Source organism: Shouchella xiaoxiensis, assembly GCF_016907895.1.
Lineage (GTDB): Bacteria > Bacillota > Bacilli > Bacillales > Bacillaceae_D > Shouchella > Shouchella xiaoxiensis.
In genome coordinates this window covers 435,716-462,141 of sequence record NZ_JAFBCV010000001.1, presented here as the reverse complement: position 1 = coordinate 462,141, position 26,426 = coordinate 435,716, and the positions used below count along the sequence as shown (strand labels likewise).

Sequence of the window (26,426 nt, the reverse complement as noted above, 5' to 3'; positions counted from 1 at the left end):
ATCATCCCTCTTTTAATGATTGTTGCAACTCAATCTGACTTGCCATCTTGCTTGCAAGCCATGATGCGACAAGGCTTAATACTACCCCTGTAATTACTGTTAGCATAACAAGATCAAGCGGAATATGGAAGCGAATAAAACCTTCCATTAAGGCTGAGTGACTTAATTGATAAAGGAGAATCATTCCAGCAATGACCCCGCCTGACACTCCAGCCAAGCCAATCAAAGCGCCTTCCAATAGAACCATTCGCTTCACTTGATTTTTTGTAAATCCAATTGCCCGCATTGTGCCAATTTCAGAGCTTCTCTCCATTGTATTCATCATTAACGTATTCGCCGTTCCAATGCTTGCAAGGGCGATGATTAGAATCAACAGTAGCATCAGTAATTCATTCATCCCTTCGAAAGCAGACGTAGTCGAATCAACCTCTTCTTCTACCAGTGTGACCGAACTAAGATTGGAATACTCGTTCCACAATTGTGTTCTCACCTGTTCAGCCGTTTCCTGATCTTCAACTGTGAGAAGCAAGTCGAATGCATTCTCCCACCCGAATTGAGCCTGAAGCGCGGATTCTTCCATAAACGCAACATAACCAGAGTAGTGCGACGTGCTGACCACATCGGTCACTTCAAACGACTGCAAGCCATTTGGCGTGTACATATCAATTAGGTCGCCTTGCTCACCTCCCCACTCTACAAAAGCGCGTTCTCCTAGCACAATAGTTGAACCACTCGTCATTATTTGGTCTGCTTCATCAAAGAGAGCTGGACCATCCTCACTAATACCCATTACTGAAAACTCTCTTTCTACTCCTTCAGCTGTCTTCCACGTAATCGGCTCTGCTTCACGCAAAAACAGACTCGATGAAACGCCTGCAATTGCTGCAATTTCCTCACGGTCTGCCTCAGTCCATGGTGATTCCGATGTTACGCGCATATCGCCGCCAAAATGGGCACGTATTTGCTTATCATAACCTTCAGGTGCCCCCTGCATGGCAGCGCTAAGAAGCAGCACCACAGCAACACCCACTGCTAAAATAGACGCTGTGTTGCCATTACGATTAAGCTGTTGTGCCACATGAACGTGTGCCATTAAGCCTGGATGCTTAAACAACCGCTTACTAATCGGCTTAAAAATGATTGTAAAAACAGCTAAGAAATAAGGGAAGAGGAGCACTAGCCCAACTAATAAAGCCATCATTGCATAGATTGAATCAAACAAACCAACGGCTATGAAAACAATTGCCAGAATCAAACGAACGCGTCGCTGTTTTTTTTGCCTGCCCTCTGCACTTGTTCCTTTTAGCAATTCCATAATCGATGTTTTCCCAGCTAAATAAATGGGAAACAGCGAGAACAAAATCGGAAACACGAAACCAAATCCTGTAGCTATTAAAGCTGGGAAGACCCAATTGAGCGTATAGACCATATCAAATTCAAACACATTTAGCAGCGTCAGCATAAACAAATCACCAAGCCAGATTCCAAGTGGAACCCCTATGACTGTTCCAACTACCGCTATAAAACCAACTTCTATAAAAACCAATTTCGAGATAGAACCTTGTAGATAACCAAGACTCTTCATAATAGAAAACTCTTTCTTTCGCTCAATTACGCTCGTATAAATCATGTTAAACACAATAAAGCCGCTAATAAAGATAGCTAGAAATGCAATTAAATAAAAGAATGTATACAGTCCGCTAATGTCATTGTTTTGTAGATCATCTGCCACTACCGGTAAAAGGTATGCCTCAGTTCCCTCTAAATCCGTTTGTAACTGATCAACAAACCTGTCATCTTCGCCCCTTACATTGAAGCGTATGTAAGACAATTCTTCTGTCTGACCCGTATTTTCTTGCAGCCAATCAAGCGGTGCCATTACCCGGAAACTAGCTGATTCCGCTCGTTCCCAAGAAGTCGGACTGGAAAGTAGCTGTGTAAATTCAACAATTGCCGCGATTGGCAACTCACCCATTCCCGCAAATGCTAAGCTGTCTCCTATTGTAACGTCCAGTAGAGAGGCAACGTCGTTTGTAATAACTAAACCCTCGTTATCAAGCTCACCTTTAATGATTGGCAGCTTTAATAGAGGGCTTGCTTGGTCACTTACGCCCGTAATGCGGACGGAACGTTGGCTGGTGGTGTAATCACCATCAAACTCTAGAAACGTTTGCTTATCAAGCGCTAGCAGTATGTCATTTACTTCTTCATATTCGGCTAAATTGACGGCCATTTCATCGGAATATGCGTACTCATCGCTTAAGAGCCAGTAGTCAGCGTTTCCTACATACATCTCTTCATAGTATGTAAACACATCCTTGGTCGTCCGATCAGCAATAAGCATAGTTGTTACGAAAGCCGTTCCAAGTATGATTGCCAAACAAGAAAATACAAGCCTCTTTTTATTTCTAATGCTATTACGCCATGAAATTCGCCAGCTGCTCAGCATATTTCTCATCCCTTCTCGCAACTTGTTGATCGATCATTCCGTCTTTAAACAAGAGGATACGATCCGCAAAACCAGCTGCAAATAAATCATGCGTAACCATCACGATCGTCTGTCCTTTGCGACGGTGAAAGGATGCTAAAAGCTGTAAAATTTCCTCTGCTCTCGCCCGGTCCAAATTTCCGGTTGGTTCATCCGCTAAGAGAACTTGCGGGTGATTAGCTAAAGCCCGGGCAATCGCTACTCGTTGCTGTTGTCCGCCACTTAAGAGATTGGCTTGTCTCGATGCCTCTCCTTCAAGACCAACTAAACGAATTAACTCTCCAACTCGTTCTTCTTTTTCTTTTGTTACAGGACCATCTGCATGCAAAGGAAAGGCAATGTTTTCTTCAACAGAGAGATGAGACAGCAATTGATAATTCTGAAAAACAAATCCAATCTTTCTTCGTCTGAAAAGCGTTCGCTGCTTTTCATTGAATGTATGAATCGGATTACTGGCAATCGTTATTTCCCCTGAAGTAGGTGAATCAAGACCACCAAGTAATTGAAGCAGCGTGCTTTTACCTGATCCGCTCGGTCCCATAATTGCAACAAATTCACCTTCTTTTATTTCTAAATCAATTCCTTTTAACACGTCCGTTTCATCTTTTCCTTGTTTAAATGATTTCTTTAACTCTTTTATCTTTATCAATTCAGACACCAACCTTTTTATATACTTAGTATATATACCAACGTCTTTTATAGTAATCGATCTTTCATAATTACGCAACAATTTATATACTAAATATATAAAAAGCCTCATCTAGAGACGAGGCTTAGAACGAACCGGTTTTCAATTGAACTGACTTTAAGTATGAGGTCATGTTCCGATCATCTTCTATCTCATAAGTAAAATCGAGTTGCTCCGCCACCTCTTGGGCAAGCTGACGAAACAATTGAATCGCCTGATAGATGGCCTTCCACATTTCTGTCGAATTGCCAGTAGCATAGGTTTTTTCGTACTGTTTTTGAAGCGATTCCGGCAAATAAAGCGGCGTATACTTTCCGTATTTTCCTGTTGATACACCGAAATCATACTGACAGCCAATCCACCAATCGACCATCTGATTTAAATCAACTCTAACCACGCCCTCAAACATTCCGTTTGCATAGGCGTGTTCATTGCGGGCAAGCCCTTTTGCGACATTTTGCAAGCACCACCAGAAATTGTTTACACAGCAAGTGAAGTCCGCTTCTAAAGGTTTTGGAACATGATAGTCGCGATCGGTTGCTTTAGGAATCATTGGAAACAGCTCGTCTTTATCAATTATCGGAATGGTTAAAGACTCATCTCCGTATGTCTCTTGCATCGCTTCAATCGTCTGTAAGCGTAGATCCAAGCGATTGCCATCCTTAAACAACATTAAATAAATATAGGATTTCGTTAAATCAACCTCCATCCCTCTCTCATAATCAAGTAAGTCCGGCTCCTGCATCATCACCCGTTTACCAAACCGATCAATCCAAGCTCGATCGTTCAAGAATGAAGAAACCTCAGTTACAACGTAAACAACATCATAATCTTGGTATTCATCTTTTGGTGCAAGCGAATTTGTCCTTGATCCATTCATATAGACAGCGCGAACACGCTCATCTTGCTCAGCTGTTTCTCGAATCAACTTCATCATTTCTACTTCACTACGCACAACAACCACCCTTTCTTATGTTTATACTCAGTATACATAAAAAACCTTCATCAATGGGAAGATGAAGGGGTTGAATCAAGTAAAAGCTGCTGCTTTTTTTCTATGCGCTTGCATGCTGTTAGCGTTGCCCACATTAGAAAAGAAGCGATAACGCTTCCACAAAAGAATAAGGTTAGACCTGGGATCAGCTGGAACAAATAATACGCAGCAACAACGCCTGCTCCCATAAAGACAGCAATATGTGGGTTGATAAAGGCAACCAAGATGCACTGCTTAAACGATCGCATAATCGGCAACTGAAAATGAACAAGCACGGGGAAAATAAACAGCAAGGTCGCCACATAAAACAAGGAAACAAACACTAATCCAAATCGTAGTAAGGTGAATTCGGTCCCTGTCAACGTTCCTAGATATGTGAAATTTACTAGTAGAACGTAACCAAATAAAGTGAGCAAAAACCCAACCAGATTTGCTTTTATGAATACACGTTTATAAATTGAAAAAAAAGTTTTAAACACAGGCACATCTTGTTTTAAAAGTTGTTTTCGAACAAGCGTAAATAAGGCAACTGTGCCTGGCATGAACCCGAATAAAAACAGACCGATTGCTGTAAACAACAACCAAATGATATTTAAATAAGCCATTCGCATTGCCCAATCAGACCATGTATATAAAGGTGAATCAACCCAGCTTCTTTGCATAAAACTTCCTCCTCTATTGTGCTAATTGATCGAGAATGGCTTCAGCAATGTCCGGCAATTTCTGCTCCCGCATCATTGCCACTGCATGTGTTTCCGCTGAGTAACCTAAATGAGCAAATAATTGGTTGTCTGAAGCAGTCGCAAGCGCATACACATGCTCTTCATTGCTCCGGTCATTAAATCCAGTATAATGATTGACGGAATCAACTAAATCTGCACTTACCTGCAAAGGTTCGAGCATGACTGGATCAAATAAGATTGGCAAAAGAGACTCTTCAACAAGATAGACATCGCCTTCGCCAGCAACGAGTTCTACCATTAATTTCTCAGCTGATGGAAGAAACAGATTTACTTTCAGCTGCTGTTTATCAACATCTGTACGATTTGCAAGATAAGTAGAAATTTCGTCTTCCGCAGTTAAAGGTAGATCAGAAAAGATCATAACCGTCACTTCAGAAGAAGATGAGGAGCTGCACCCACCAAGGTGAATGCAGCATATTCCAGCAAGAACCATCAACCCTTTTCTTAGAGTTAACAGCTTACTGTTCATCAACCGTAAGCACACAATCTGAGACGTTTTCCTGCAAAATAACTCTCGTCCCGCCTGTCTCTTCTTTACAGCTTACTTCTTCTGATGTTTCACCTATGTTTATACGATGAAAAAACAGGCTCCACGGCTTATTCGGTGTACCATCTACATGGACGTGAATGGTTTTTCCCCGCCTCAACAATTTGATTGAATAAAGGAGGTTTCCGTCTGTATCTCGAAGAGCTTGCTCTGCGCTTGTATCGAGCTCGTAGACATGCCATTCAACCTCATTGCTGTAGTCATAATCAGGCATCTGCGCATTTGGGTTAATGGGCAAAATCGTGTTTGGTTTTACAAATACGGGTAGACTGAGATAATCATATTGTTCCGTCACCCATCTGCCGCCGCTTGTTCGATCGTTTGTTAATAAATGCGTCCAGCGCCCTTCAGGGAGATAGTAGGTTACGACCCCTTCTTCACTAAAAATAGGTGCAACGAGAATGGAGTCGCCGAGCATATACTGCTTATCCAAATAGGCGCTTGTTGGATCATCGGGAAAATCGAGGAGCATCGCCCGCATCATTGGAATACCAATCGATGAAGAGTGATTGGCTTGCTGATACAAATAGGGCATTAAGCTGCACTTTAACTTTGTAAAGAAACGAACAACATCAACTGACTCCTCATCGTATACCCACGGAACCCGATACGACTTACTGCCATGCAGTCTGCTATGACTGGAGAGCAAGCCAAAAGCTGCCCAGCGTTTGTATAAATCGGCTGGTGCTGTGCTTTCAAAGCCACCGATGTCATGACTCCAATAGCCAAAACCGGATAACCCTAAGGATAAGCCACCACGCAAACTTTCCGCCATCGATTCATACGTTGCGTCACAGTCACCACCCCAATGAACCGGGAATTGCTGGCCTCCAGCCGTTGAGGAACGGGCAAACAAGACAGCCTCGTTTTTGCCACGTTTTTCTTCAAGTAAATTAAATACCACTTGGTTGTATAAATAAGAATAGTAATTGTGCATTTTTAAAGGATCAGAACCATCATGGTAAACGACATCTGTGGGAATTCGTTCGCCAAAATCCGTTTTAAAACTATCAATTCCCATCTCCATTAGTTTTTCTAAATGGCTGTTGTACCAAGAACATGCATCCGGATTTGTAAAATCAACAATACCCATGCCTGGCTGCCACCTATCCCACTGCCAAACATCTCCATTTGCTTTTTTCAAGAGATAGCCTTTTTCTACTGCCTCATCAAAGAGATGGGATTGCTGTGCAATGTACGGGTTAATCCAAACCGATAGCTTTAAGCCTTTTTCCTTTAAACGTGCTAGCATTCCCTGAGGATCAGGGAAGACATTTTTATCCCATTCGAAGTTACACCATTTCAACGCCTCCATCCAAAAACAGTCGAAATGAAACACACTTAGTGGGATGTCCCGTTCCGCCATTCCATCGACGAAGCGTGTAACGGTTTCTTCATCGTAGTCTGTTGTAAAAGAAGTGGTTAACCAGAGGCCAAAAGACCAAGCCGGTGGTAATGCGGGCTTTCCTGTTAGCGTCGTATAGTTTTCCAATACCTTTTTTGGCGAACCACCGCCAATGATAAAGTACTCTAACGATTCGCCAGCAACACTGAATTGAACAGTAGATACCTTTTCAGAGCCAAGCTCAAACGAGACATACTCAGGATGATTGACAAAAATACCATAACCTTTGTTTGATAAGTAAAACGGAATGTTTTTGTAGGACTGTTCTGTACTTGTCCCACCGTCCTCATTCCAGATGTCAACTGCCTGACCATTTTTTATAGAAGGTGTAAATCGCTCACCTAATCCATAAACATGTTCACCGACAGACAAGCCAAGCTCTTCCCGCATATACGTATCCTTCTTGTTCTCTGTAATGTGGGCCATACCTCTTGCCTTCGTTTTCGTTAATGCTTGTTGTTCATACGTATAGTTGGCGTGCCAACTTCCGCTAGTTGGAAGCTGGACAGCTAGTTTTCCAGATATAAGTTTAATAGACTCGGCTGTTTTTTCTACGAGAACGGACTTGTTTTGATCATGGATTGTAAAAGCAGGCGTCACTTTCTTTCTACCTTTATGCCGTGTAATTTGTACTCTTATAACATCCTCTATTGGTGACGTATAGTTTACCGTGAGCAACGGCACGTCCAGCTGTCCACCTCGCTCGGAAACACTTCGCGGCGCAACGTAAGCCGTCAATGAATGCGAATCATGATCCGTAGTGAAAAGCTGATCTCCCGGAATTAAGTCAAACCCATCTTTAACTAACCAATTTCCATCTGTAAATTTCATTACTCTTCATTCCTTCCGTTAATAAGCAGTGCGCTTCGTTTCTCTGTAAACGAAGCGCTCTATCCTTATTCGTTAGTTCCCACCCCAAAGCTCTACACGTTGTTGCAGAAGTCTCGAAAACTCCAGTTCAGCCTCTTCCATTTCTGGTCCACTAATCTCTTCAATAAATTGATCATAAATCCCGTCAAATTCAGCTGGATCCGCTAGGATGGCCTGTGGAATACGCGTGAATATTGTATCTTCTGCCCGTTGAAATGGCACGGCAATCGAGGAAGTCGATCCATAGTTGATTTCCCAAGCCGCTCCGTACGGTCTTGGCTCAAACTCATCCTCTTGAGGATAGAGATCTTTCCATACTTCTGCGTCATACGCTGCAAGAACTTCTTTTTCAATATCCGTATAATCATCGATTAACGTCTCTGCTGTATTAATGGTGTAAGGCTCTCCATTAGAATCGAGCACACTGTCGCCATAATGCGGTGCATACGCTCGATAGACATTAATTCCTGTTCGTTCATCAAACGTACTATCAGATCTGCGCTCCTCCCTCTGTTCTTCCGTTAAATAACGCTTACCATCATCATCAAGCTGATAATGCTCCCCTTCAATGCCCCAGTTATTTAGAATCTGAGCATCTTCACTTGCCATCCAGTCTAAAAATTTAATTGCTCGAACCGGGTCAGGGTTATCTACGGAAATTCCAATTCCCCAAGCAGATAAATAACCTGTCGGCTTGAAGTTTGCGTGTTTATAGGAATCGTCAAGCGTCACTGGATAAATTCCATGCATCCGTTCAAACTTTCCATCTTCACGAAGCGCAACTTGTGTATCTGCAACGGACCATTCGGCGTCAATCATTCCAAGAACACGTCCAGAAGAAATTTTTGATTTGTACTGATCCTCTTGCTGGACAAAACTCTCTGGATCTAGCAGTCCCTCTGCATTCATATGATTTAACCATCTAAAATACTCTCTTTCTTCTGGCCGTTTGTAGTGGAGTTGAGCTTCATACGTGTCTTGATCGACAAACCACTCACCATCATCCGGAGCGCCGGTTGCTAGAAAGGCCGGATTGGTAACAGAGATCAAGAGGCGCCAATCATCCGCTAGAAGCGACAGTGGTATCGTTGGCTGGCCATCAATTTCTGGATACATTTCATAATAGGTTTTGATGGCATTCTCAAAGTCTTCTACTGTATTAATTTCTGGGTAGCCTAATTCCTCGACGACCGCATGCTGCAGATAGAAGCCCGTTCCTGGTGTCATATACTCTTGATCCACACCACCATTTGTTCCAATAAAGTAAATCGCATCATCTTCCTCGCCCCACACCATTCGTTCCAAATACTCTCCATAGACCTTCTGGATGTTCGGCCCATGCTCTTCAATTAATGGTCTTAAGTCAACCATTGCCCCTGCGTCAACTAGTAGATTGCCATCGCCTTTTGGCAAAATAAAATCTGGGTAGTCACCACTCGCAGCAAATAGAGAAATACGCTCGGTCGGGTCTGACAAGGCAAAATCAGCATCAAGAGCTACACCAGTCTGCTTATAAATCTCCTTGCCAATTGGCGTGTCCATACCACTCCAGCTTGGATTATTGTCTGCTGCAAATAAGGAAAAAGTGATTGGTTCGAGTTCTCCAGCAATTTCAATCTCATCCAAGCCTTCTGTTGGATCACTATCTGCGTCCGTCTCCGTTTCATTACTGCAAGCAGCAAATGTGCCCAGAACAATAAGCGTGCCTGCTACTTTCAAATAAGTCTTCATGATTTATCCCCCTTTGAATTATTTAACCGCACCAAGCGTCATACCTTTGACAAAATATTTCTGTAAGAATGGATAGACGAGCAGAATTGGAACGATTGTTACGATTGTAATGGCCATCCGTACCGATTCTGGCGATACACGACTGGCCAGTTCTGCACCTTGTCCACCTCTTGTTGCATCAATTCCGGCACTAGTTGCCGTGTTCTGTAGTATTTTCATCAATTCATATTGTAGCGTTGTGAGTGCTGGGTTGGCGCTGTTATAAATGTACGTGTCAAACCACATATTCCACTGCATAACGGCGATAAACAAGGCGATCGTTGCCAAAACGGGTTTGCATATCGGCAAAATGATCTTCCAGTAAATCGTAAAATCGTTTGCACCATCCATTTTTGCTGATTCCTGCAACGCGTTTGGAAGCGTATCCATAAATGAGCGGATGATAATGATATTCCAAGCGCTAGCAAGCAATGGCAAGATGTATACAGCAAACGTATTGATTAGGCCTAAATCACGCATAAGCATATATGTTGGAATCAACCCACCACTGAAAAACATCGTCAACACGATTATAGTCGAGACAAACCGACGCGCTTGGAAATCTTGACGAGATAACGTATAAGCGACCATTGAACAAACGAACAAACCAAGAACTGTACCAATTACCGTGCGCAATACAGAGTTAATGAAACCAGTTATTAAACTATCATAGCGCATAATAACGGCATAGTTTTCTAACGTCCATTCCCGTGGCCAAATATAGATACCTCCACGGACTGTGTCTGTTGATTCATTTAATGATATAGCTAGCACATTCAAAAATGGATAAAGCATCACAACAAGCACGATGCACATAAACACATAGTTTGCAGCTTCAAATACTTTTTCAGCTTTAGTCATCCGATTTAATTTTTTTCTCATAAGCCACCTCCGCTACATTACGCTCGTATTGGAATATCGCTTAAACACACCGTTTGCAATAAGCAATAAGAAGATGCTAACCATTGCATTAAAAATGCTAATCGCTGTACCAAACGAATATCTTCCCATGCCTATCCCATAATTAAGGGCATACATTTCCAATACTTCCGCGTATTCTCGAGTAAGTGAATTGCCTAGCAGGAGCTGGCGTTCAAAACCAATTGCGATTAAGTTTCCGATTGATAGAATTAAAATCACAAAAATCGTAGGGCGAATTCCAGGCAACGTTATATGCCAAATTCGTCTAAATCGTCCGGCACCATCAACCCGTGCAGCCTCATAAAGTTGAGGATCAACCCCGGCCATTGCTGCTAAAAAAATGATCGAGTTCCAGCCCATCTGCTTCCAAACATCGGCCCCTGTAACGATGTACCAAAACCACTCGCCTTTCGCGAGAAACTGAATCGGTTGATCAATCAGATTTAAACCGACAAGCAAATCGTTTACGATTCCACCATCAGTGGAGAGCATTTTTGTTACAATTCCAGCTACAACTACCCATGAAACAAAATGAGGCAAGTAGGAAATCGTTTGTACGGATCGTTTAAAAAGAGAATCTTTTAATTCATTCAATAAGACAGCGAATACGATTGGAATCGTAAAACCGGCGATTAAGAGCAAGATACTCATCGCCAACGTGTTTCGTAAAACAAGATAAAAGTGAGGATCGTTAAATAACTCAATAAAATGAGCGAATCCAACCCAATCCTGCTCAAAAAAAGACCTACCCGGCCTATAGTCTTGGAAAGCCATTGTCCAGCCCCACACAGGAAGATAATTGAATATTAAAACATAAATAACAATAGGGATGGACATAAAATATAAGATCTTCTGTTTTTTCATTGTCGCAAAAAAAGTCTTTTTCTTTGAGACCGTTACACTTGAATCTCCTGTCTCATTTAATGTCTTCACCATAGCCCCCCTCTCTAATTTTATAGTACCGAATATAAAGCCCTTTCAATACCTGAAAGATTACGACGAAAATCATATAGAAATTAGTTCTTGTATCCGTTTCCATCGTTAGTATATTAACCTTTTCATAAAAAAGACGCCTGCAGTAAAAATAGCAGACGTATTGCTCTATCAAACGATGTTTTTTTCTTTTCGGCGATAAGCGGATGGTGATAATCCGACATATTTCTTAAACTTACTATGGAAATAATCAACGTTGTTGTAGCCCACCGTTTCGGCTACCCGATATACTTTATCCCCTTGAAGCAACAGTTTTTTTGCCTGGTTGATGCGGACTTTGTCAACATACGTATTAAAATATTCACCTGTGTAGGATTTAAATAACTTTCCTAAGTAGGCACTATTGTAATGAAATAAGTCCGCCAACTTCTCTAGTTTCAGATTTTCATGGTAATTGGTATCTATTAGCATTAAGAGCTTCTTTAATGGATCAGCACCCTCTTCATGTTCAAGCTGTTCACCAATTGATTTCAGCTGTAGTTGCACAAAGGTGACCACGTCTTCATAGTGATTAATTGAATAGATGGATACTAAGTTCGTCGTAACATCAACAAGAAAATCGTGCATCTCTGGTTTTGCTTTTTGTAATTTTGATACGAGTACCGTTAATACACAGACGACAGTTTTCTTGAATTCCCGTTCAGAATAAAAGGGTTTCTTCTGTACATTAAGCTGTGTTAACACCGTTTCAATCGTCGAGAGTTCATCTAATTCTAACGCTAAATAAAGTTGATCCGCCACATCATAAATCGTTAAATCTGCTCGTTCACCAGCACCAGGTATAAGCACTTCACTCCCAGCACGCACAAGCTGTTGCTTTGGATAAAAGAACGATTGTTCTAACAGCTCTACTGCGTGCTGATACGACTCTTTAATTGAGATTAAACGAGTAACCGTCTTACCTAACGATGCTGATACAATGATTTGATCAAGTGCAAGAGACTGTTCAACCTGCTTGTAAAGCCGTTGAATGTCATAGTTTCGATACGTATCGGCGTTCACCACAACACCAGCATACATGTGATGCGTGAAGAAAACGATCCCTTCCTTGCCTTTAAACCACTCCATTAACTGCTGTTTTATTTGATTAGTGTACCCTCCACCGTTTGATTCAACTTGGATTATAATCACGGCATACGCTGGCCAGTCTAAACGATACAATTTAAGCAAATGGTCAAATTGCTCATGAGAAACAACCCCTTGCTCTCCTTCGTGATCAATAAAGGAAATAATAAACGCCTCTTGCTTTCTTTGCTGCTCCAGTTTAGTTAGTTGCTCAAGCGCGTGTTCCTTATCCAGTTTTTTTTTGATTTCTTTTAAAAAAGGAATTAAGTTTTCTTCTTCGAGCGGTTTTAATAAATAGCCTGCCACTTGATATTGAATGGCCTGTTTTGCATAATCAAAATCAGCATATCCAGTTAAAATTAGACAATGAAGCCGATTGTCAAACGTTCTAATCGCTTTTATTAACTGCAGGCCATCCATCTGACCCATCCGGATATCAGAGAGTAATAGATCAAATGATTGGTTATGACATAAATGAAGCGCCTCTTGTCCGTCTTTTGCCAACTCAGTCACTTCAAAACCATATTCTTCCCACGGTATGATAGCTTTTAAACCTTCCCGAACGGCTGACTCATCATCAACAATTAACACTTTATACATCCTCATCACCCCATTTGTATCAATTTAGTGGCAATTGCAGTAAACCCTAATTATTCTCCATGAAAAATGGTCATAGAAACAACTGTTCCAGCACCTAACTCCGTTTCGATTTGTAAGCCAGTTGTATCGTTAAACGTCAGTAAGATCCGTTCATGGACGTTTCGTAGACCAATTCGATCTTCCGCTGTTGTTGATGCGGTTAAAGCACGTATCGTTTTTTTATACTGTTCTTCTGACATCCCAATGCCATTATCTCTTACCTGGATGACTAGATTTTTGCCAGTAATCTTTGTTTCAACCTGAATTAAGCCCCCTTCAGGTTTCCCCTCTAATCCGTGTATGACGGCATTTTCAACAAGCGGCTGAATGACTAATGGAGGAATGAGAAAATCCTCTGTTGCAGGATCAATGTTCAGTTCATACGTCAATCGATCTTCAAACCGAAAATGTTGAATTTCCAAGTAGGCTTTAACCATATCAATTTCTTGCTTTAATGGGACAAGTCCCCCGCCAACTTCTAAGCTAATTCGAAGCAGGCGTCCAAGCCGTTTCACAATATGGGCTGTTTCTCGTTCTCCCTTTAACAGCACACGCATACGTATGGTTTCCAGCGTATTAAATAAAAAATGGGGATTGATTTGGCTCGCAAGCATCTTTAACTTCATTTCATTTTGTCTTTTCTCAAGAACATGCTTTTCTTCCTTCTTCTCCTCAATCTCCTTTAATAACTGCTGGACGTTAATGGTCATCCGATTAAATTGGCGGGAAAGCTGTCCGATTTCATCCTGACCATCAATACTAAAACGGGTCGTCAAGTCTCCAGCACCTACTTTTTGTATTTGCCGACTTAACATCGATATTCGTTTTGAGATAAGGGTAGATACCCAAATAATTAAGAAAAGGGCAATTACTATACTCCCTGCAATTACTGCCAAACCAACGTTTCGTAAGCGATTTGCTCCTTCCATAATCGCTGCATCCGGAATAATTGAAACAATTCGGAAGCCATTCACGCTGTTTGGAATTGTTAATTCGTCGACAAGAATATGAGACGGCGCATTAAAGACCTGATCTTGAAAAATACCCAATTCTCCATTTTTTAGTTTTGGTGAGATCGTAACCTGTTCTAAATTTTTCCCCAGTAGACCAGACTGATTTGTCGCAACAATATGGTTTGAGCTGTCCAAAAACAAAATTGGCAGTGCTTCTTGATTTATAATTGTATTTAAGTATGCCGTATTAACATTGATTACTAAAACAGCATGGGTTTGCGTACCCGCAAAATGAATGACCCTCGATACACTAAATGCATCAGAATGATCTTCAGTTGACTGAATTGTACTCCAGTTCATTAATCCATTATGCTTCAACGCATCTTGGTACCAGCTTGTCTGCACAATCTCACTCGTTTCCTTAACAGGAATAAAACGCCAATTATTTAACATTGTTTCGTTTTGCACGTAAAGTCGGATGTTTTCAATCTCGGGATAATACCGCACTTGATCTTCTAAATACGTATAGTTTTTATAAGCTTCAACAACATCATAAGTAGTTTCATAGGTTGTTTCCGCTACTTCCTTTAGACGTTGATCAACGAATAGTGAATTTGATACATAAACCGATGGAACAAGGGCTTCGGTTAGTCGCGCTTTAATCCTAGTCATATCAGATGATGCATCATCAACTGCATTATCTAAAGCCATCTGCTGCAATTCAGACGTTAAAAAAATGCCAACAATAAGGACAGGTACAAACACAACAAGGATAAAAGCAGCAATCAATTTATTCCGTAATGTCATACTGTTCACTTTTCTTTGAATGCTTCTCTTCATACATAAGCTCCACTAAAGACATAAATCCCCTAAGAGGAAACGCTTTCATTTTATTCATTTATTTATATCTATTTATTCTACTGGAAAGTCTCTTAAAAATATACATGGACAATTTTAATGCTTTTCATACAGAAATTAGATAAATACTATTCTTTCAAATGGAACGTAAAAAGGTCCAAAAGGTAATACCCAATCCCTTTGCACCTTCTTTTTGCTATAGAGCAGAACAGCCTAGAAATAAAGTTGAAGCGTGATTTGTTCACTTTCTGCCACTGTAAGCAGAAGTGATCCGTCCTTCTCAACGTTTATATCTGTAGCCTCTGTTTTTGTTGTAAAAGCTTTTATGGTTTCTCTCATAGAAAGCGAGAACGTCTGGTTCTTATGCGATTGGCAGCAGATCGAGACCGTTTTATCAGCTAAATTCCACTCTAAACGAAGAATAGTCACCGCTGTTCTCGTTGCGAGGCCGGTTATGGACCCTGTTGTTAGCTGATCTGGTAATGCTGGTAACAGCTCTATTTTTCCAGGTACCGAGTAAACGAGCATTTCCATTATAAGAGTAGGTAGACTACAGCTGGCATCTACATTGTAGATTCTTCGCCCTGGATTATGAGAAGTGACGAGACTGGAGTAAATGTAATCGCCATCATGTAGGAGAAACTTTAAATTTTCTGCTACAAGTTCTTTTAATTTAAGTCTTGCCGCGACAATCCCACAATGCATCACACCATGCGCTGATTCGTTTCCTCGCTTCCGGTTTAACAAAGCCAGCTTAGCAGCATTAAACCATTCTGGGTTCCCCCATTTGGAGATCTCATGGCCTGGCCATACTGGGTATAAATGAGAAATGTGCCGATGGTCATATTGATCATCTAGATGGGGATGAGCCCATTCTTTCAGAGCTCCTTCTTCATTGATTAAATAAGGCGGTAGTTTTTTCAAGAGCGCTTCCCACCGAGGAATATTCTCTTGTTCGATTCCAAGCTCGTTACATGTAGTAAGTAAATTCATTAACACTTCTTTTGCACAGGCAATATCCATTGTCGCATTGATGGCCGCCTGACTTTCTTGCCAGCCCTGTTCTTGAAGCTCAGATGAGATGACGGGCGTATTTTCTGGCGAATACGAAGGAATAAACATAGCATATCCTTGATCGTCTTCTTCGGTCAAAAAGTCTTCATAAAATAAGGCGACTTCTTTTAACAATGGGAGCGCACGGTTACGAAAAAAAGCGTCATCCCCGCTAATCTGATACCACTCGTAATAAGGCATGATCAACCATGCAGCTCCAGCGGTCCAAAATCCAAGCGGCCAATCAACGTCGAAATGGGTGTGAATGTTGTGATTGCCATCTGTGCGCGAGCCAGCCAATATGCCGCGACACCCATACATCGTTCGGGCATTGATGCGCCAATCAGGAACAATCTTCTCAATTAAATGAAAGTAGCTTTCAAGCGCTTCTGGTAAACATCCAAGACTAGCACTTGATATGGCCAAGTTCACGTTGGCATCTGTTGTAAAATCACCGCTCCAAGGCGGGCGCCACTCACCGCCCCATATTCCGACGAGATTAGGAGGGTAGCTACCTGATGAACTAATGAGAACGTATCTGCCCATATCAAACATCAGCTGCACTAGCTGTTCGTCAATTTCCTTTTCTTTTTTTACTAATAAATCTTCGATAGCGCCTGAATACAAAGGCGCTTCGCCTAGCGTAAGCGCCGTTCTCGCAAATTGTTCCCCGTGTATACGTGCGTGTTCATCCACTAATTCGTCATACGAATAAGAAGCAACGGAGGCCAGGTCTGCTTTTAACTGTGCGTGCGCTACCTCGTGCTCGGCATTGATCTTAAGCAGTGGGGTGATTTTAGCGAAAACCATCACTTCCGTTGCTCCTTGAACCCGAATGCTATTTTTCTCATCGTGGACGAGCGTCGTTTTTCCGTCAGTAACGATCTTCACGCGTCCTACATAGCCTTTCTCTGTTTTGCTATAGGCGCAACTGTAGCTTAGCTCGTTTTCATCGACCTCCACATAACCAGCTGCACTGCTCTCAAGAAGGAGAGGATCAATCGTAAATAAACCGCTTAGCAACCCTGGCTGACTTGTTGTCATGCGCATGACAAATAGTCCTTTCGCGCGCGATACAAATCCGTACCGTTCGAACATGGCAGCTTCATTTGCCCACTTAACAATCGTTTCACCTGTTTCAAAGTTGACCTGGCGGCTATAATTTCGGTACTTTCCACTATTTGCTTGATTCCAGTTTAACCCAAATGCAGGATGGTAAGCATCCGTGAAAAGAAGCGGATGACCGGATTTTTCGGAAAAAAGAGCAGCTGCATCTCGAAACCGACCATTCTTCATTTGTCGCCGTACTTCAGGTAGAATGGGAGTTAGCTCGTTGTTTTGTACGACCGTTTCGTTAAAAGGCTCATACAGTTTTTCATGATTAAAAATAATCGTTTCGTTTAGGGGCTGGCCAAATACAAGTGCACCCATTGTTCCATTCCCAGTAATAAGTGCGTCTTCCCATTTTTTAGCTGGAGAACGACTTGTCATCCCCCGCATTATCGGTGATTTGTTTCTGCTTTCAATCACGAGCAATCCTCCTTACATACAGCTTATAAACATGCTTTTAATAGTAAAACACCATGTGGTTCAAGCGTTACCTCACCCGCTAGTTCTTCATTCGTTAATAGGTTGTTGTATTGGTCGATTAACGTAAGAGCAACCTGTTCACTACGATGGTTTAACACGAATAGAAATGATTCACCTGCTTTAGTTCGTTCTGTTACTTCCACCCCGTCTGGCGTTGGGAGTAACGAGACAATTCCTCGTTCATTACAAACCGTTTCGATTAACCCATCTGTAAATGCCTGATCTCCACTTGAACCAACGTAAATGGCACTGCCTTTTCCAAACGTATTTCGTGTCACCACAGGCGAACCTGCATAGAAATCAGACCCGTACGTTGCTAGTACCTCAGCCCCTTCAGAATGAATGAGATCAAACAGTAAATTACACTGGTAGTGACCACTCAATTTTCCCCATTGCTTGCTCATCACAATGTGATTAAACTGTGCCGGATCAAGTGCATCCGTTTCTTCTACCCAAATTCCGAACAGAGATCTGAGCTCGCCTGGATAGCCCCCTAATGTCACTAAGTCATGCTCGTTCACAATTCCACTAAAAAACGTAGACACGAACGTCCCACCGTTTTCGACAAACCTTTCAATTCGCTTGGCATGACCTGTTTTCACCATATAAAGGACTGGAGCAACAACAAGATCATATCCAGTTAAATCCGCTTCTACAGAAATAAAATCGACCGGAATATTCAAACGGTAAAAAGCGCGGTAATAGGAATGAACCTCTTTCACGTAATCCAAGGAAACTGTCGGTCCGCTTGATAAATCAAGTGCCCAGCGATTTTCCCAGTCATACACGATAGCTACTCTCGATGTGATTCTTGCACCGATCAACTTGTCTTCTAACTGTTGAAGCTCCCTTCCTACCTGCTCCGTTTCTCTAAACACTCTTGTTTCGTTATGTCCTGCATGTTCAATAACAGCTCCGTGGAATTTCTCGCATGCACCAATTGAACGACGCAGCTGAAAAAAGAGCACGGTATCCGCGCCATGAGCAAGAGCTTGATAACTCCATAACCGCATCACACCAGGTCGCTTTAATGCATTATACGACTGCCAGTTTTGCTGACTTGGGGTCTGCTCCATTAGCATAAAGGGCTTTCCATCTTTTAAGCCTCTCATCAGGTCATGCGTCATCGCCGTCAAGCTTACTGGTGTATCAAGTGCCGGATAGCTATCCCACGAGACAACGTCCATCGCTTTTCCCCACTTAAAATAATCAAGTTCAGAATAGGTTCCCATAAGATTTGTAGTTATCTGCAAATCGGGCGTAAATGTTTTTAAAACTGTGTGTTCAAGTTGGTAACATTCTAGCAATGAATCCGATTGGAATCGTCGGTAATCAAGAGAAATTCCTTGAAACACGCTAACATTTCCCTCACCTTCTTCACTCAATGCGTTTGGTACAACAATCTCTTCCCACGAGTAAAAGGTATGCCCCCAAAAGCGTGTGTTCCACAGTTTATTTAAACGGTCAATAGAATGATAGCTTTGTTTCAGCCATTTTCGGAATCCAGCTGCGCAGTTATCACAATAGCAATATCCACCGTATTCATTCGACACATGCCACATTAACAAACCCGGATGATCTTTAAAATGAGAACCAAGCGCACCGGCCATCTTTCCCGCATAATGGCGATAAGTTGGACTGTTTGGACAGGAATTATGTCGACCACCGAAGCGGCGTTGTCTTCCTTGAAAATCAACCCGTAAAACATCCGGATACTTGCGTGCCATCCACGCAGGATGAGCAGCCGTACTCGTGGCAAGGCACGTATAAATGCCATGGTCATACAAACGATTCATATGCATTTCCAAGCGCGAAAAATCATAGGTTTCTTCATCAGGCTGATTAAGTGCCCACGAGAAAACATTTAAGGTTGCCACGTTTATACCAGCTTCTTTAAAATAGCGAATATCTTCTTCCCATATCGCAGGATGATCCCATTGCTCAGGATTGTAATCGCCACCATACCAAATTTGCGGAAGTTTTTTGTTAATCATCGTTCCCCTCATTTCTCGGCCTAATCGTTTTCAGTAATGCCTTTCCCATCAATCGTTTTACCGGATCTCTAATTGACAGCTTCCTTTTAAAGCGGTTTCAAAATAACTTTACCAAAATATAAAAACAATCAATACCATAGCAATTAGAGAAAAAACCTTTAAAATCTAGTGGTCATACAATTAATCTCCGTTTCCAAGAAGGTTGTCATTAAATAGTCAAGGTTCGTTTCATTTTTTCAATGCATTATTAGCCATTTAACGCTATAATAGAATAAAGACAAAGAAGATGGGAGAATGAGCCAATGTATCATTTAAAGCGCCTCGTCAATGGAAACACGTTTATTCTAAAGAACATCCATTGCCTCACTGATAAAGTCTTCTTAGAGTTTGATAATGCACTACAGCTAGCAAAAAAACTAAATACAATTAATCCACAACAACCTTGGTCTGTGGCAAAAATAAAGGAGTAGCCACAGTATGGCTTCTTTTTTTTTGATTCATCTACTTCTTTCAGTTAATCTGAGTTAAAGTGATTGCCTGGGAAATAGTAGATTCAAGCGACTTTTTTTCTGATTATTCTCTAAAATAAACGCTCAAATTCGGCACTAATTGATCTGAATAAATCGATAAACAAAAAAAGAGCCCAACTCCTTAGCATGGGCTCCTCTTCGAACAGTTTACGTTCGATACGTATCATGAGTTGGTTCAAAAACGGCTTCTTCTGCTGAGCGAACAATCGAAAAATGATCAACATTGTAGTGTCCGTGCAGAATCTGATTATGATGGTTTATAATCTGCTCTGCCGTTAAGACATCACTATTAATAGTTGAGTGTCCATTAGCAATGAGCGTTACATCAAACCCATTAATTGTCGCCGTGCGGACTGCACTATCAATACAATGTGGCGTTTCACATCCCATAATAACAAGGTGACCGACTTCTTGTGCTTGAAGATGTTCAAGCAATCCAGTACCGTAAAAAGCATTAGTTGCCGCCTTGTTAAAAATGTGAGCATTCTCCGGGACCTGAATCTCATTATGAATTTCGAACCCTTGGCCATTCCCACCCGCAACGTCAAGATCACGAACAAATACAACTGGAATTGAATGAGCTTCCGCCTTATTCACGACCTGATTAATCGTGGCAATTAGCTCTGCTTTGCGATAGACAGGACTCGTTTGGGAATTTCCATCAAGCAATTCTTGTTGCACATCAATGACGAGTAATGTTTGTTTCAAAAAATCTCCCCTTCATACTGGTTTTCAAATAGGATTAAACCTTGTTGAAAATCTTTTAATTGTTTTTCCGGTCAGTGGTTCAACGTTTTTTTCTGGTCAAATGAAGAAGTATGTGCGTAAATAATGGATACATGTAAAAAGTCAAAACCGAAAATAAGCGAACTTTGAAAGCAAAAAGAGAATAGCGTCCTTCATTCAATTTACTTGAGCACTCAACTTATAAACAACAGACTTTAACAGCTCGACTTCAGCTTCAACTAAATCTCTGCACAACTTTTGTTCAAATTCAGAGATTAGTTGTCTCAACATTTCTTCTGAACTTTTCATTTGACCTCCTTATGCATTGACACCTGAATATTCATTATCATATAGCAAAACGGATTAAAAATCTAACTATTTGTACTTTTATTTCTCAATTAGATTATTCAGTTCTCACTAATCCCCCACAAAGCCCTATACAAAAGGCTTTTCTCTCTCTATCATTGGAATAGAAACGAACAAATTTAAAGAAGGAGAGCCCACATGCTTAGACATAAACCGCTAGATGAGAAGGCGAAGCGCAGATTAATTCGAGAACAAGAAAAAGACAAACATCTCCTATTTTATAGTTATTTAACGCAAAGGAAACAAACGGCTGTCTTTATCGGACAATATGTAGAAGATCAATTAACTGCGGTACTTGCTTATACAGAAGAGCTACCCTTTCCGGCATTTTCATTCCGGTGCATGAATGTTAAGCTAGTTGATCTCCCTGCTTTAATAGAGTTTACACGCTCCTACCTTCACTTTTCAGAAGAAACGACTTGCGGAACGATTCTTTCAAAAGAAGATTGTCTCTTGTTTCAATCTTACGGACTCATTAAGAATGAACCTAAAGCTTTTTTGCAAATGAAACATTTTGATGATGAGAAACTCGTCTGCTCTAATCGGGTCCATTCCGTTAAAGAGGTAGACTATCACTTGTTTACTACGTTTATGCAAGGGAACGGCATGAAATTTTTTACTAGAAAAGAACTTGATTCCTATCCTTTTCTAGCAATTAAAGATAAGGATTCCTTTGCTTGTGCTGGTGGGTTTCATTTCTACGATGAACAGCTTGTTGAGATTGGCAACATTGTGACCCAACCTGATTACCGCGGGCAAGGATTTGCTTCAATCCTTACGAGCGAATTGACATTGCTCGGAAAGAAAAAAGCAAAGGAGGTTTATTTAGGTGTATTCGCGGAGAATGATGGAGCCATTCGTTTATACGAGCGATTGGGCTACGAGAAGACTGCATCTTTATGGATCGTAGACTTTGCGTTAACAGATGTTTCTGTAACTTTAGCTGGAAAGCCCTTTTAGATTAAAAGAGAATTACTTATGAATCGTTCCTAATCCCTATCTCTTCGCTCATTATAATACTTTAATTCTTCAAACACCTGTTTTTGTAGATTGTTATTTTTCTTCATTAATCGAACTAAATTACCTAAGTAAACAACGGCCATAATGAACAAGATCGTAAATAAAATGGTAAGCATATCAGTTCCTCCTAGTAAAAATACGGTTTCATTTTAACAAAAAACAACGACCCTTTAAATAAAAAAAAACCCTTCTCACTTTATGAGAAGAGTTTCTGCTAGTTTCCAGTTTGACTTAATTGCATGCTTGCTACGTTCATTTTCTGACCAGCTGCTAACTCAATTGTTATTGCCTCAACAGCCTCTCGAACGTGGTCATCAAATTTCCATAATGGAATCGCCATCTTTTCACTTAACGTAAACGTTGTGTAGCTTGTTGCTTGGTTAGCATTATGCAGCGTAATGGTTACAGGGTCGGCTTGATTGAACGCTAGCTCGAGCTGTAAATAATGTGCTCCCATAAAGGCTGTTGGCTGATCAAGAGAAAAGGTTAGCTTATTGCCCTCGTCTCCCACAAGTGAGTGTGCAATCCGAATAGGTGCTTGAGCCATACCTGATCCAATTCCATTCGTTTTTTCAAGCAAACGCTTATGATCTTTAACGAAATGATCGTAAAGCGGTTTGCGCGTTTGTCGATCCATATGAAGCATGCCCATCGTCTGGTAAAACTCATTATGGTTCACGTACCAGTCAAACGCCGTCCAGTAATCAATCGTCGCCAAATAGCCATTCGGGTTGACCTTACCATCAGGCGTAACCGTCGCTTTTTCTACTAATGCAAGCTGCACATCGTTGTAAATTTCCACTTGTTTTTCTATAAAGCTCTTATCGGCGTTGCTCCAAATGCCGTATTCTGTATTCATAATTGGCTTATTCGGCCACGCTTGGTGGGCTTTTTCAATAAAATTCTTCGTTCCTTCGTACGGCGTACTTCCGTGGAAAATACCGAAATACATGGTCCAGCCAGCCACATCGAGTGGTTCCATTGAGGCATCTTCAAACCCTGGCTGATCCGCAGCCGCGCTTTGTGTCAACAAGCGTCCGTCTGGATAGTCCCCCTTCACTTCTTTTACAAGCGCCTCATTGTACGCTTTGCGCAAGGTGACGTCTTTCGATTCGTTCTGCGTGCTCCACATCACAATCGATGGACGATTGTAGCTTGAGAAAATCATTTCGCGCCACATTTGATAAGAAATGCCGCGGACTTCTTGCGCTTCGTAATGGGCGGTTTCAAACTGCCATAGCGGAATTTCTGACATGCTTGGTAAGCCGAATCGATCGAGTGCGATAAACGTTTCAATGTGATTCGGGTAATGCGCTGTCCGAACCAGGTTCACATGAAGTTCAGAAATCGATCTGAAATCACGAACGATTCGATCCCACTGCGCAGTCCGGCCGTACTCCGGCCATTCTTCATGCCTTGCGACACCGGCAAAAAAGACCGGCAGCTCGTTTAACGTAATTTGAGTTTCTTTTGTTGCAATCGTCCGAATCCCAAATTGACTGTAAAACGAATCAACTACGGTGTCGCCTTCTTGAATGTCGAGCTGAAACACGTACAGATGGGGCGTGCGAATGCTCCATAATTTCGGGTTAGCCATTTGAATCATTTTTGTGATTTGCTTACTCTCATGAGGTTGAAGAATCATACTCTCAGCTTCAAGCCCGTTCACACCAATCTTATCTGTGCAAATGCTTTTAGCAGCAGGATTCTCCAACCAGTTCGTTGCACGAAAATCCGTATCATGAAGAAATGGCGTTAGCACGACCTGTTTTTCTTCATCCGTTCGATTCTCGATCACATACGTTAGCTTCACATCTCCAGCGCTAGATAGTGGGACGATGTCCACTCGAGCCACTTGCACATTTGGGACCATTTCTAAATAAATATCTTGGACAATACCCGTGTAGTTAAAAAAATCATTGTTTACAGCTGGAACCGTATCGAGTCGCGTCGTCCACGGGGGATTATCTACCCGGACAACAATCGTGTTTTCTCCAGCAGTTAGAACACGGGAAACATCAAATGCGAATGGCGTAAATCCACCTTCATGAAAGCCAATGTATGTTTCATTCAGCCAAAAATCACCCACGTATGAGACGCCTAAACATTTGAGCGTTACGACTTGATCTAGTTGATGCTCCCATGTGAATGTCTTTCTGTACCAAACACCATCTTCATACGTCTCTGCGGCGTGAACTTCTTCTTTTCCTGTTAAGTGGTTTTCCGGTGCAGGCAGCTGTTTATTTTCCCAGGCCTGATCGTCAAACGTTCTTTTTGTGTAGCCTTCTTTCTCCGTTTGTTTGAGCCACGCTTCTGTCCGCTCACTCATTGACCAATTATGATCTGCCTGAAACCGTTTCTTTTTCCATGTTCCTTCCAAGGAATAGCGCTGACGTTCCTGGGGATCAAAGGAAGGGTATGGAATGCCATTTTGATACGGAATTTTATTTTCAAATGAAAACGTTGAGCGCAATGTACCTTCTCTATAAGTTGTTTGCTCCATTGTGATCTCTCCTTTTTTACAATGAAAGGAAGCGGACAAGTGTCCACTTCCAATTCTTTTAACATTAAAGCCCTAACCGCTCACGATTTTCGTCCATTTTTTCGTTGCGAATGGTAACAATCGCTTCAAAGTTCTGTTCATCAAGGAAGGATTCATATTGAGAGACCAATTGATCAAACGCCGCATCATCCTGCGCGCGAATGAGGCTTGCGAGCGTTGTTGCCCAAGTGGAATCAATGTTTACGAGCGATCGCGCTTCAGCCGTACCTTGATCTGGATTAATGTTTTCAATTAAGAATTGTGGTTTAAGCTTACCTTGTGTCCACTTCTGGATCTGATCAACAGCAATTGAAGGCTCATTTTCCCCATGCTCCAAGGCAAAGCCATCATGACCAAAGAACCAAAATTCGCCAAGACGGTAGTTCGATTTGTATTCGTCTGGATTGTCATTGCGCAGCTGTAAGACCTCGTCACGTAAAACGGCTTTTCCATTTTCGTTAAAATCAAACGTCTCACCTTCAACGCCAAATGTCGTTAAATACTGTCCTTCATCGCTTAGCAAGTACGTAAACAATTGAATCGCTTTCTGTGGATCAGATACTTTGTTTGTAATATAAGTAACGGTCCAGCCTGAAAGACCGGCCTGATTTAATGTTGGTTCATTTCCGTTCGTATTTTCCGGACCATCGACTGCAATATAGCGTTGCTCTGGATCTCTCGCAACATTTGTTTGCAGCGAGCTAGAAAGCTGGGCAATGCCACTGGCAAAGACGGAACCGTACTGACCACGCTCGACTTTTTCTTCAAAGATCGTGTTATCATCCGAGAAATTATCATCACTGATTAACCCAAGACGATACGCTTCGTTAAACGTGCGAATCCACTCAAGGTAGCTATCATCAAGGTTACGGTTATACCAGTCACCTTCTTCCGATGCAATTGGCACACCTAAATGGTTTTGGAACGTATCACCAATTGACCCTACGTCACCATCAGATCCAAATCCGCGAAACGCAAATGGTACAACATCTGGAAATTCTTCCTTCATTAATTGCAATGCTTCTAAAAATTCATCTGGCGTTGACATTTCTGGTTCACCAATTGCTTCATAAATATCTTGACGAATGATGAACGCATCCGAACCAGGAATAATATTGGCATTGTAATCATCAACCGTATTTGAATAGCTCGGATAGCCATAGGTAAAACCATCATCTAGTTGATACCAATCAAGCGTCTGCTCTTGTGCGACTTGGTGGAAGTATGGATCATACTGATCGGCAAGCTCTCTTAACGGAAGCGCCCAAGTTGCCGCTCGCTGGGCTGCCTGAGACTGCCCGTCAAAAATCGTAATTAAATCAGGAAGATCGCCACTAGAAAACTGTGTGTTTAAGTTTGAATCGTCACCAGTAACAAACGTAATATCAAGATTCAAGTCTTCTTTTAGCTTTTTCGTAATGACATCTTCACCGTAAGCACGGTCAAACCACTCCGCATTTACATACCACGTCAGTTCAACTGCTTCTTCTTCATCCAGCTGCCATGCAGGCGTATTTTCATCCAGCTCATAGCGCGCTTCTTCCAGCTCTGCAATCGTTAACTCTCCCCCAGAGTTGCTACAGCCAATTAAAGCGGTGATGCTTAAGGTAGAAACGAACCCAACTACTTTCTTGTTCATGTCTTACTCCTCCTCTGTTGACTCTTATCTAT

The 26,426-nt window shown here is 41.7% G+C and carries 20 protein-coding genes; 2 read left to right on the top strand and 18 right to left on the bottom strand.

The window, feature by feature from the left end:
• Position 1: 1 nt before the first annotated feature.
• The 13 genes from JOC54_RS02375 to JOC54_RS02315 all read right to left on the bottom strand — a co-directional run bounded on the left by JOC54_RS02375 (position 2) and on the right by JOC54_RS02315 (position 19,571).
• Complete coding sequence (locus JOC54_RS02375; RefSeq protein ID WP_204464173.1) at positions 2 to 2,449, bottom strand: ABC transporter permease; 2,448 nt, start codon at positions 2,447 to 2,449, stop codon at positions 2 to 4.
• Positions 2,418 to 3,137, bottom strand: a complete 720-nt coding sequence (locus JOC54_RS02370; RefSeq protein WP_035417795.1) for an ABC transporter ATP-binding protein — start codon at positions 3,135 to 3,137, stop codon at positions 2,418 to 2,420. Before JOC54_RS02370 ends, JOC54_RS02375 begins: the two co-directional genes overlap by 32 nt.
• A 124-nt stretch (positions 3,138 to 3,261) precedes the next feature.
• A complete protein-coding gene (locus JOC54_RS02365) occupies positions 3,262 to 4,131 on the bottom strand; it encodes an aminoglycoside 6-adenylyltransferase (RefSeq protein WP_204464172.1) in 870 nt (289 codons plus the stop codon).
• 50 nt (positions 4,132 to 4,181) lie between these two features.
• On the bottom strand, positions 4,182 to 4,832 hold the full coding sequence (locus tag JOC54_RS02360) for a YesL family protein (protein ID WP_204464171.1): 651 nt from the start codon (positions 4,830 to 4,832) through the stop codon (positions 4,182 to 4,184).
• A 13-nt stretch (positions 4,833 to 4,845) separates the two neighbouring features.
• Entirely contained in the window at positions 4,846 to 5,382 is a 537-nt protein-coding gene (locus JOC54_RS02355) for a hypothetical protein (RefSeq protein WP_204464168.1), read from the bottom strand.
• The gene (gene yicI, locus JOC54_RS02350; protein WP_204464166.1) at positions 5,372 to 7,696 is read right to left on the bottom strand and encodes an alpha-xylosidase; all 2,325 of its coding nucleotides are present in this window, start codon (positions 7,694 to 7,696) and stop codon (positions 5,372 to 5,374) included. Before yicI ends, JOC54_RS02355 begins: the two co-directional genes overlap by 11 nt.
• Before the next feature lie 72 nt (positions 7,697 to 7,768).
• On the bottom strand, positions 7,769 to 9,466 hold the full coding sequence (locus tag JOC54_RS02345; RefSeq protein WP_204464157.1) for an ABC transporter substrate-binding protein: 1,698 nt from the start codon (positions 9,464 to 9,466) through the stop codon (positions 7,769 to 7,771).
• Positions 9,467 to 9,484: 18 nt separating this feature from the next.
• Positions 9,485 to 10,387 (bottom strand): carbohydrate ABC transporter permease, encoded by a 903-nt coding sequence (locus JOC54_RS02340; protein ID WP_204464156.1) that lies wholly within the window; start codon positions 10,385 to 10,387, stop codon positions 9,485 to 9,487.
• 12 nt (positions 10,388 to 10,399) lie between these two features.
• Positions 10,400 to 11,362, bottom strand: coding sequence for an ABC transporter permease (locus JOC54_RS02335; RefSeq protein WP_204464155.1), 963 nt, complete (start codon positions 11,360 to 11,362; stop codon positions 10,400 to 10,402).
• A 168-nt stretch (positions 11,363 to 11,530) separates the two neighbouring features.
• Positions 11,531 to 13,084, bottom strand: coding sequence for a response regulator transcription factor (locus JOC54_RS02330; protein ID WP_204464154.1), 1,554 nt, complete (start codon positions 13,082 to 13,084; stop codon positions 11,531 to 11,533).
• Positions 13,085 to 13,134: 50 nt separating this feature from the next.
• Positions 13,135 to 14,916 carry a cache domain-containing sensor histidine kinase gene (locus JOC54_RS02325; protein WP_204464153.1) on the bottom strand — a complete coding sequence of 594 codons (1,782 nt, stop codon included), beginning with the start codon at positions 14,914 to 14,916 and terminating at the stop codon, positions 13,135 to 13,137.
• Between the two features lie 231 nt (positions 14,917 to 15,147).
• Positions 15,148 to 17,517 (bottom strand): glycosyl hydrolase family 95 catalytic domain-containing protein, encoded by a 2,370-nt coding sequence (locus JOC54_RS02320; protein WP_367617750.1) that lies wholly within the window; start codon positions 17,515 to 17,517, stop codon positions 15,148 to 15,150.
• Positions 17,518 to 17,540: 23 nt separating this feature from the next.
• Complete coding sequence (locus tag JOC54_RS02315) at positions 17,541 to 19,571, bottom strand: beta-galactosidase (RefSeq protein ID WP_204464152.1); 2,031 nt, start codon at positions 19,569 to 19,571, stop codon at positions 17,541 to 17,543.
• Positions 19,572 to 19,873: 302 nt separating this feature from the next.
• Here JOC54_RS02315 and JOC54_RS02310 point away from each other — a divergent pair, with 302 nt between their 5' ends.
• The gene (locus JOC54_RS02310) at positions 19,874 to 20,041 is read left to right on the top strand and encodes a hypothetical protein (protein ID WP_158332435.1); all 168 of its coding nucleotides are present in this window, start codon (positions 19,874 to 19,876) and stop codon (positions 20,039 to 20,041) included.
• A 207-nt stretch (positions 20,042 to 20,248) separates the two neighbouring features.
• Here JOC54_RS02310 and JOC54_RS02305 read toward each other — a convergent pair whose 3' ends face one another.
• Both JOC54_RS02305 and JOC54_RS23110 read right to left on the bottom strand, forming a co-directional pair.
• The gene (locus JOC54_RS02305; RefSeq protein ID WP_204464150.1) at positions 20,249 to 20,809 is read right to left on the bottom strand and encodes a cysteine hydrolase family protein; all 561 of its coding nucleotides are present in this window, start codon (positions 20,807 to 20,809) and stop codon (positions 20,249 to 20,251) included.
• Between the two features lie 195 nt (positions 20,810 to 21,004).
• Positions 21,005 to 21,136: a hypothetical protein gene (locus tag JOC54_RS23110; RefSeq protein WP_275582670.1), complete on the bottom strand. Its 132-nt coding sequence runs from the start codon at positions 21,134 to 21,136 to the stop codon at positions 21,005 to 21,007.
• A gap of 195 nt (positions 21,137 to 21,331) precedes the next feature.
• Here JOC54_RS23110 and JOC54_RS02300 point away from each other — a divergent pair, with 195 nt between their 5' ends.
• Positions 21,332 to 22,153 carry a GNAT family N-acetyltransferase gene (locus JOC54_RS02300; RefSeq protein WP_204464149.1) on the top strand — a complete coding sequence of 274 codons (822 nt, stop codon included), beginning with the start codon at positions 21,332 to 21,334 and terminating at the stop codon, positions 22,151 to 22,153.
• 29 nt (positions 22,154 to 22,182) lie between these two features.
• Here JOC54_RS02300 and JOC54_RS02295 read toward each other — a convergent pair whose 3' ends face one another.
• From JOC54_RS02295 to JOC54_RS02285, 3 genes are all read right to left on the bottom strand, one after another.
• On the bottom strand, positions 22,183 to 22,329 hold the full coding sequence (locus JOC54_RS02295; protein WP_204464148.1) for a hypothetical protein: 147 nt from the start codon (positions 22,327 to 22,329) through the stop codon (positions 22,183 to 22,185).
• 98 nt (positions 22,330 to 22,427) lie between these two features.
• Entirely contained in the window at positions 22,428 to 24,716 is a 2,289-nt protein-coding gene (locus JOC54_RS02290) for a glycoside hydrolase family 2 protein (RefSeq protein WP_204464147.1), read from the bottom strand.
• Between the two features lie 64 nt (positions 24,717 to 24,780).
• Entirely contained in the window at positions 24,781 to 26,394 is a 1,614-nt protein-coding gene (locus JOC54_RS02285; RefSeq protein ID WP_204464146.1) for an extracellular solute-binding protein, read from the bottom strand.
• Positions 26,395 to 26,426 lie beyond the last annotated feature (32 nt).

Coding starts and splice junctions, on each gene's coding strand:
- JOC54_RS02375 (WP_204464173.1), bottom strand. CDS start 2,449: ATGCTGAGCAGCTGGCGAATTTCATGGCGTAATAGCATTAGAAATAAA.
- JOC54_RS02360 (WP_204464171.1), bottom strand. CDS start 4,832: ATGCAAAGAAGCTGGGTTGATTCACCTTTATATACATGGTCTGATTGG.
- JOC54_RS02355 (WP_204464168.1), bottom strand. CDS start 5,382: ATGAACAGTAAGCTGTTAACTCTAAGAAAAGGGTTGATGGTTCTTGCT.
- yicI (WP_204464166.1), bottom strand. CDS start 7,696: ATGAAATTTACAGATGGAAATTGGTTAGTTAAAGATGGGTTTGACTTA.
- JOC54_RS02345 (WP_204464157.1), bottom strand. CDS start 9,466: ATGAAGACTTATTTGAAAGTAGCAGGCACGCTTATTGTTCTGGGCACA.
- JOC54_RS02340 (WP_204464156.1), bottom strand. CDS start 10,387: ATGAGAAAAAAATTAAATCGGATGACTAAAGCTGAAAAAGTATTTGAA.
- JOC54_RS02335 (WP_204464155.1), bottom strand. CDS start 11,362: ATGGTGAAGACATTAAATGAGACAGGAGATTCAAGTGTAACGGTCTCA.
- JOC54_RS02330 (WP_204464154.1), bottom strand. CDS start 13,084: ATGTATAAAGTGTTAATTGTTGATGATGAGTCAGCCGTTCGGGAAGGT.
- JOC54_RS02325 (WP_204464153.1), bottom strand. CDS start 14,916: ATGAAGAGAAGCATTCAAAGAAAAGTGAACAGTATGACATTACGGAAT.
- JOC54_RS02315 (WP_204464152.1), bottom strand. CDS start 19,571: ATGATTAACAAAAAACTTCCGCAAATTTGGTATGGTGGCGATTACAAT.
- JOC54_RS02310 (WP_158332435.1), top strand. CDS start 19,874: ATGTATCATTTAAAGCGCCTCGTCAATGGAAACACGTTTATTCTAAAG.
- JOC54_RS23110 (WP_275582670.1), bottom strand. CDS start 21,136: ATGAAAAGTTCAGAAGAAATGTTGAGACAACTAATCTCTGAATTTGAA.
- JOC54_RS02300 (WP_204464149.1), top strand. CDS start 21,332: ATGCTTAGACATAAACCGCTAGATGAGAAGGCGAAGCGCAGATTAATT.
- JOC54_RS02295 (WP_204464148.1), bottom strand. CDS start 22,329: ATGCTTACCATTTTATTTACGATCTTGTTCATTATGGCCGTTGTTTAC.
- JOC54_RS02290 (WP_204464147.1), bottom strand. CDS start 24,716: ATGGAGCAAACAACTTATAGAGAAGGTACATTGCGCTCAACGTTTTCA.
- JOC54_RS02285 (WP_204464146.1), bottom strand. CDS start 26,394: ATGAACAAGAAAGTAGTTGGGTTCGTTTCTACCTTAAGCATCACCGCT.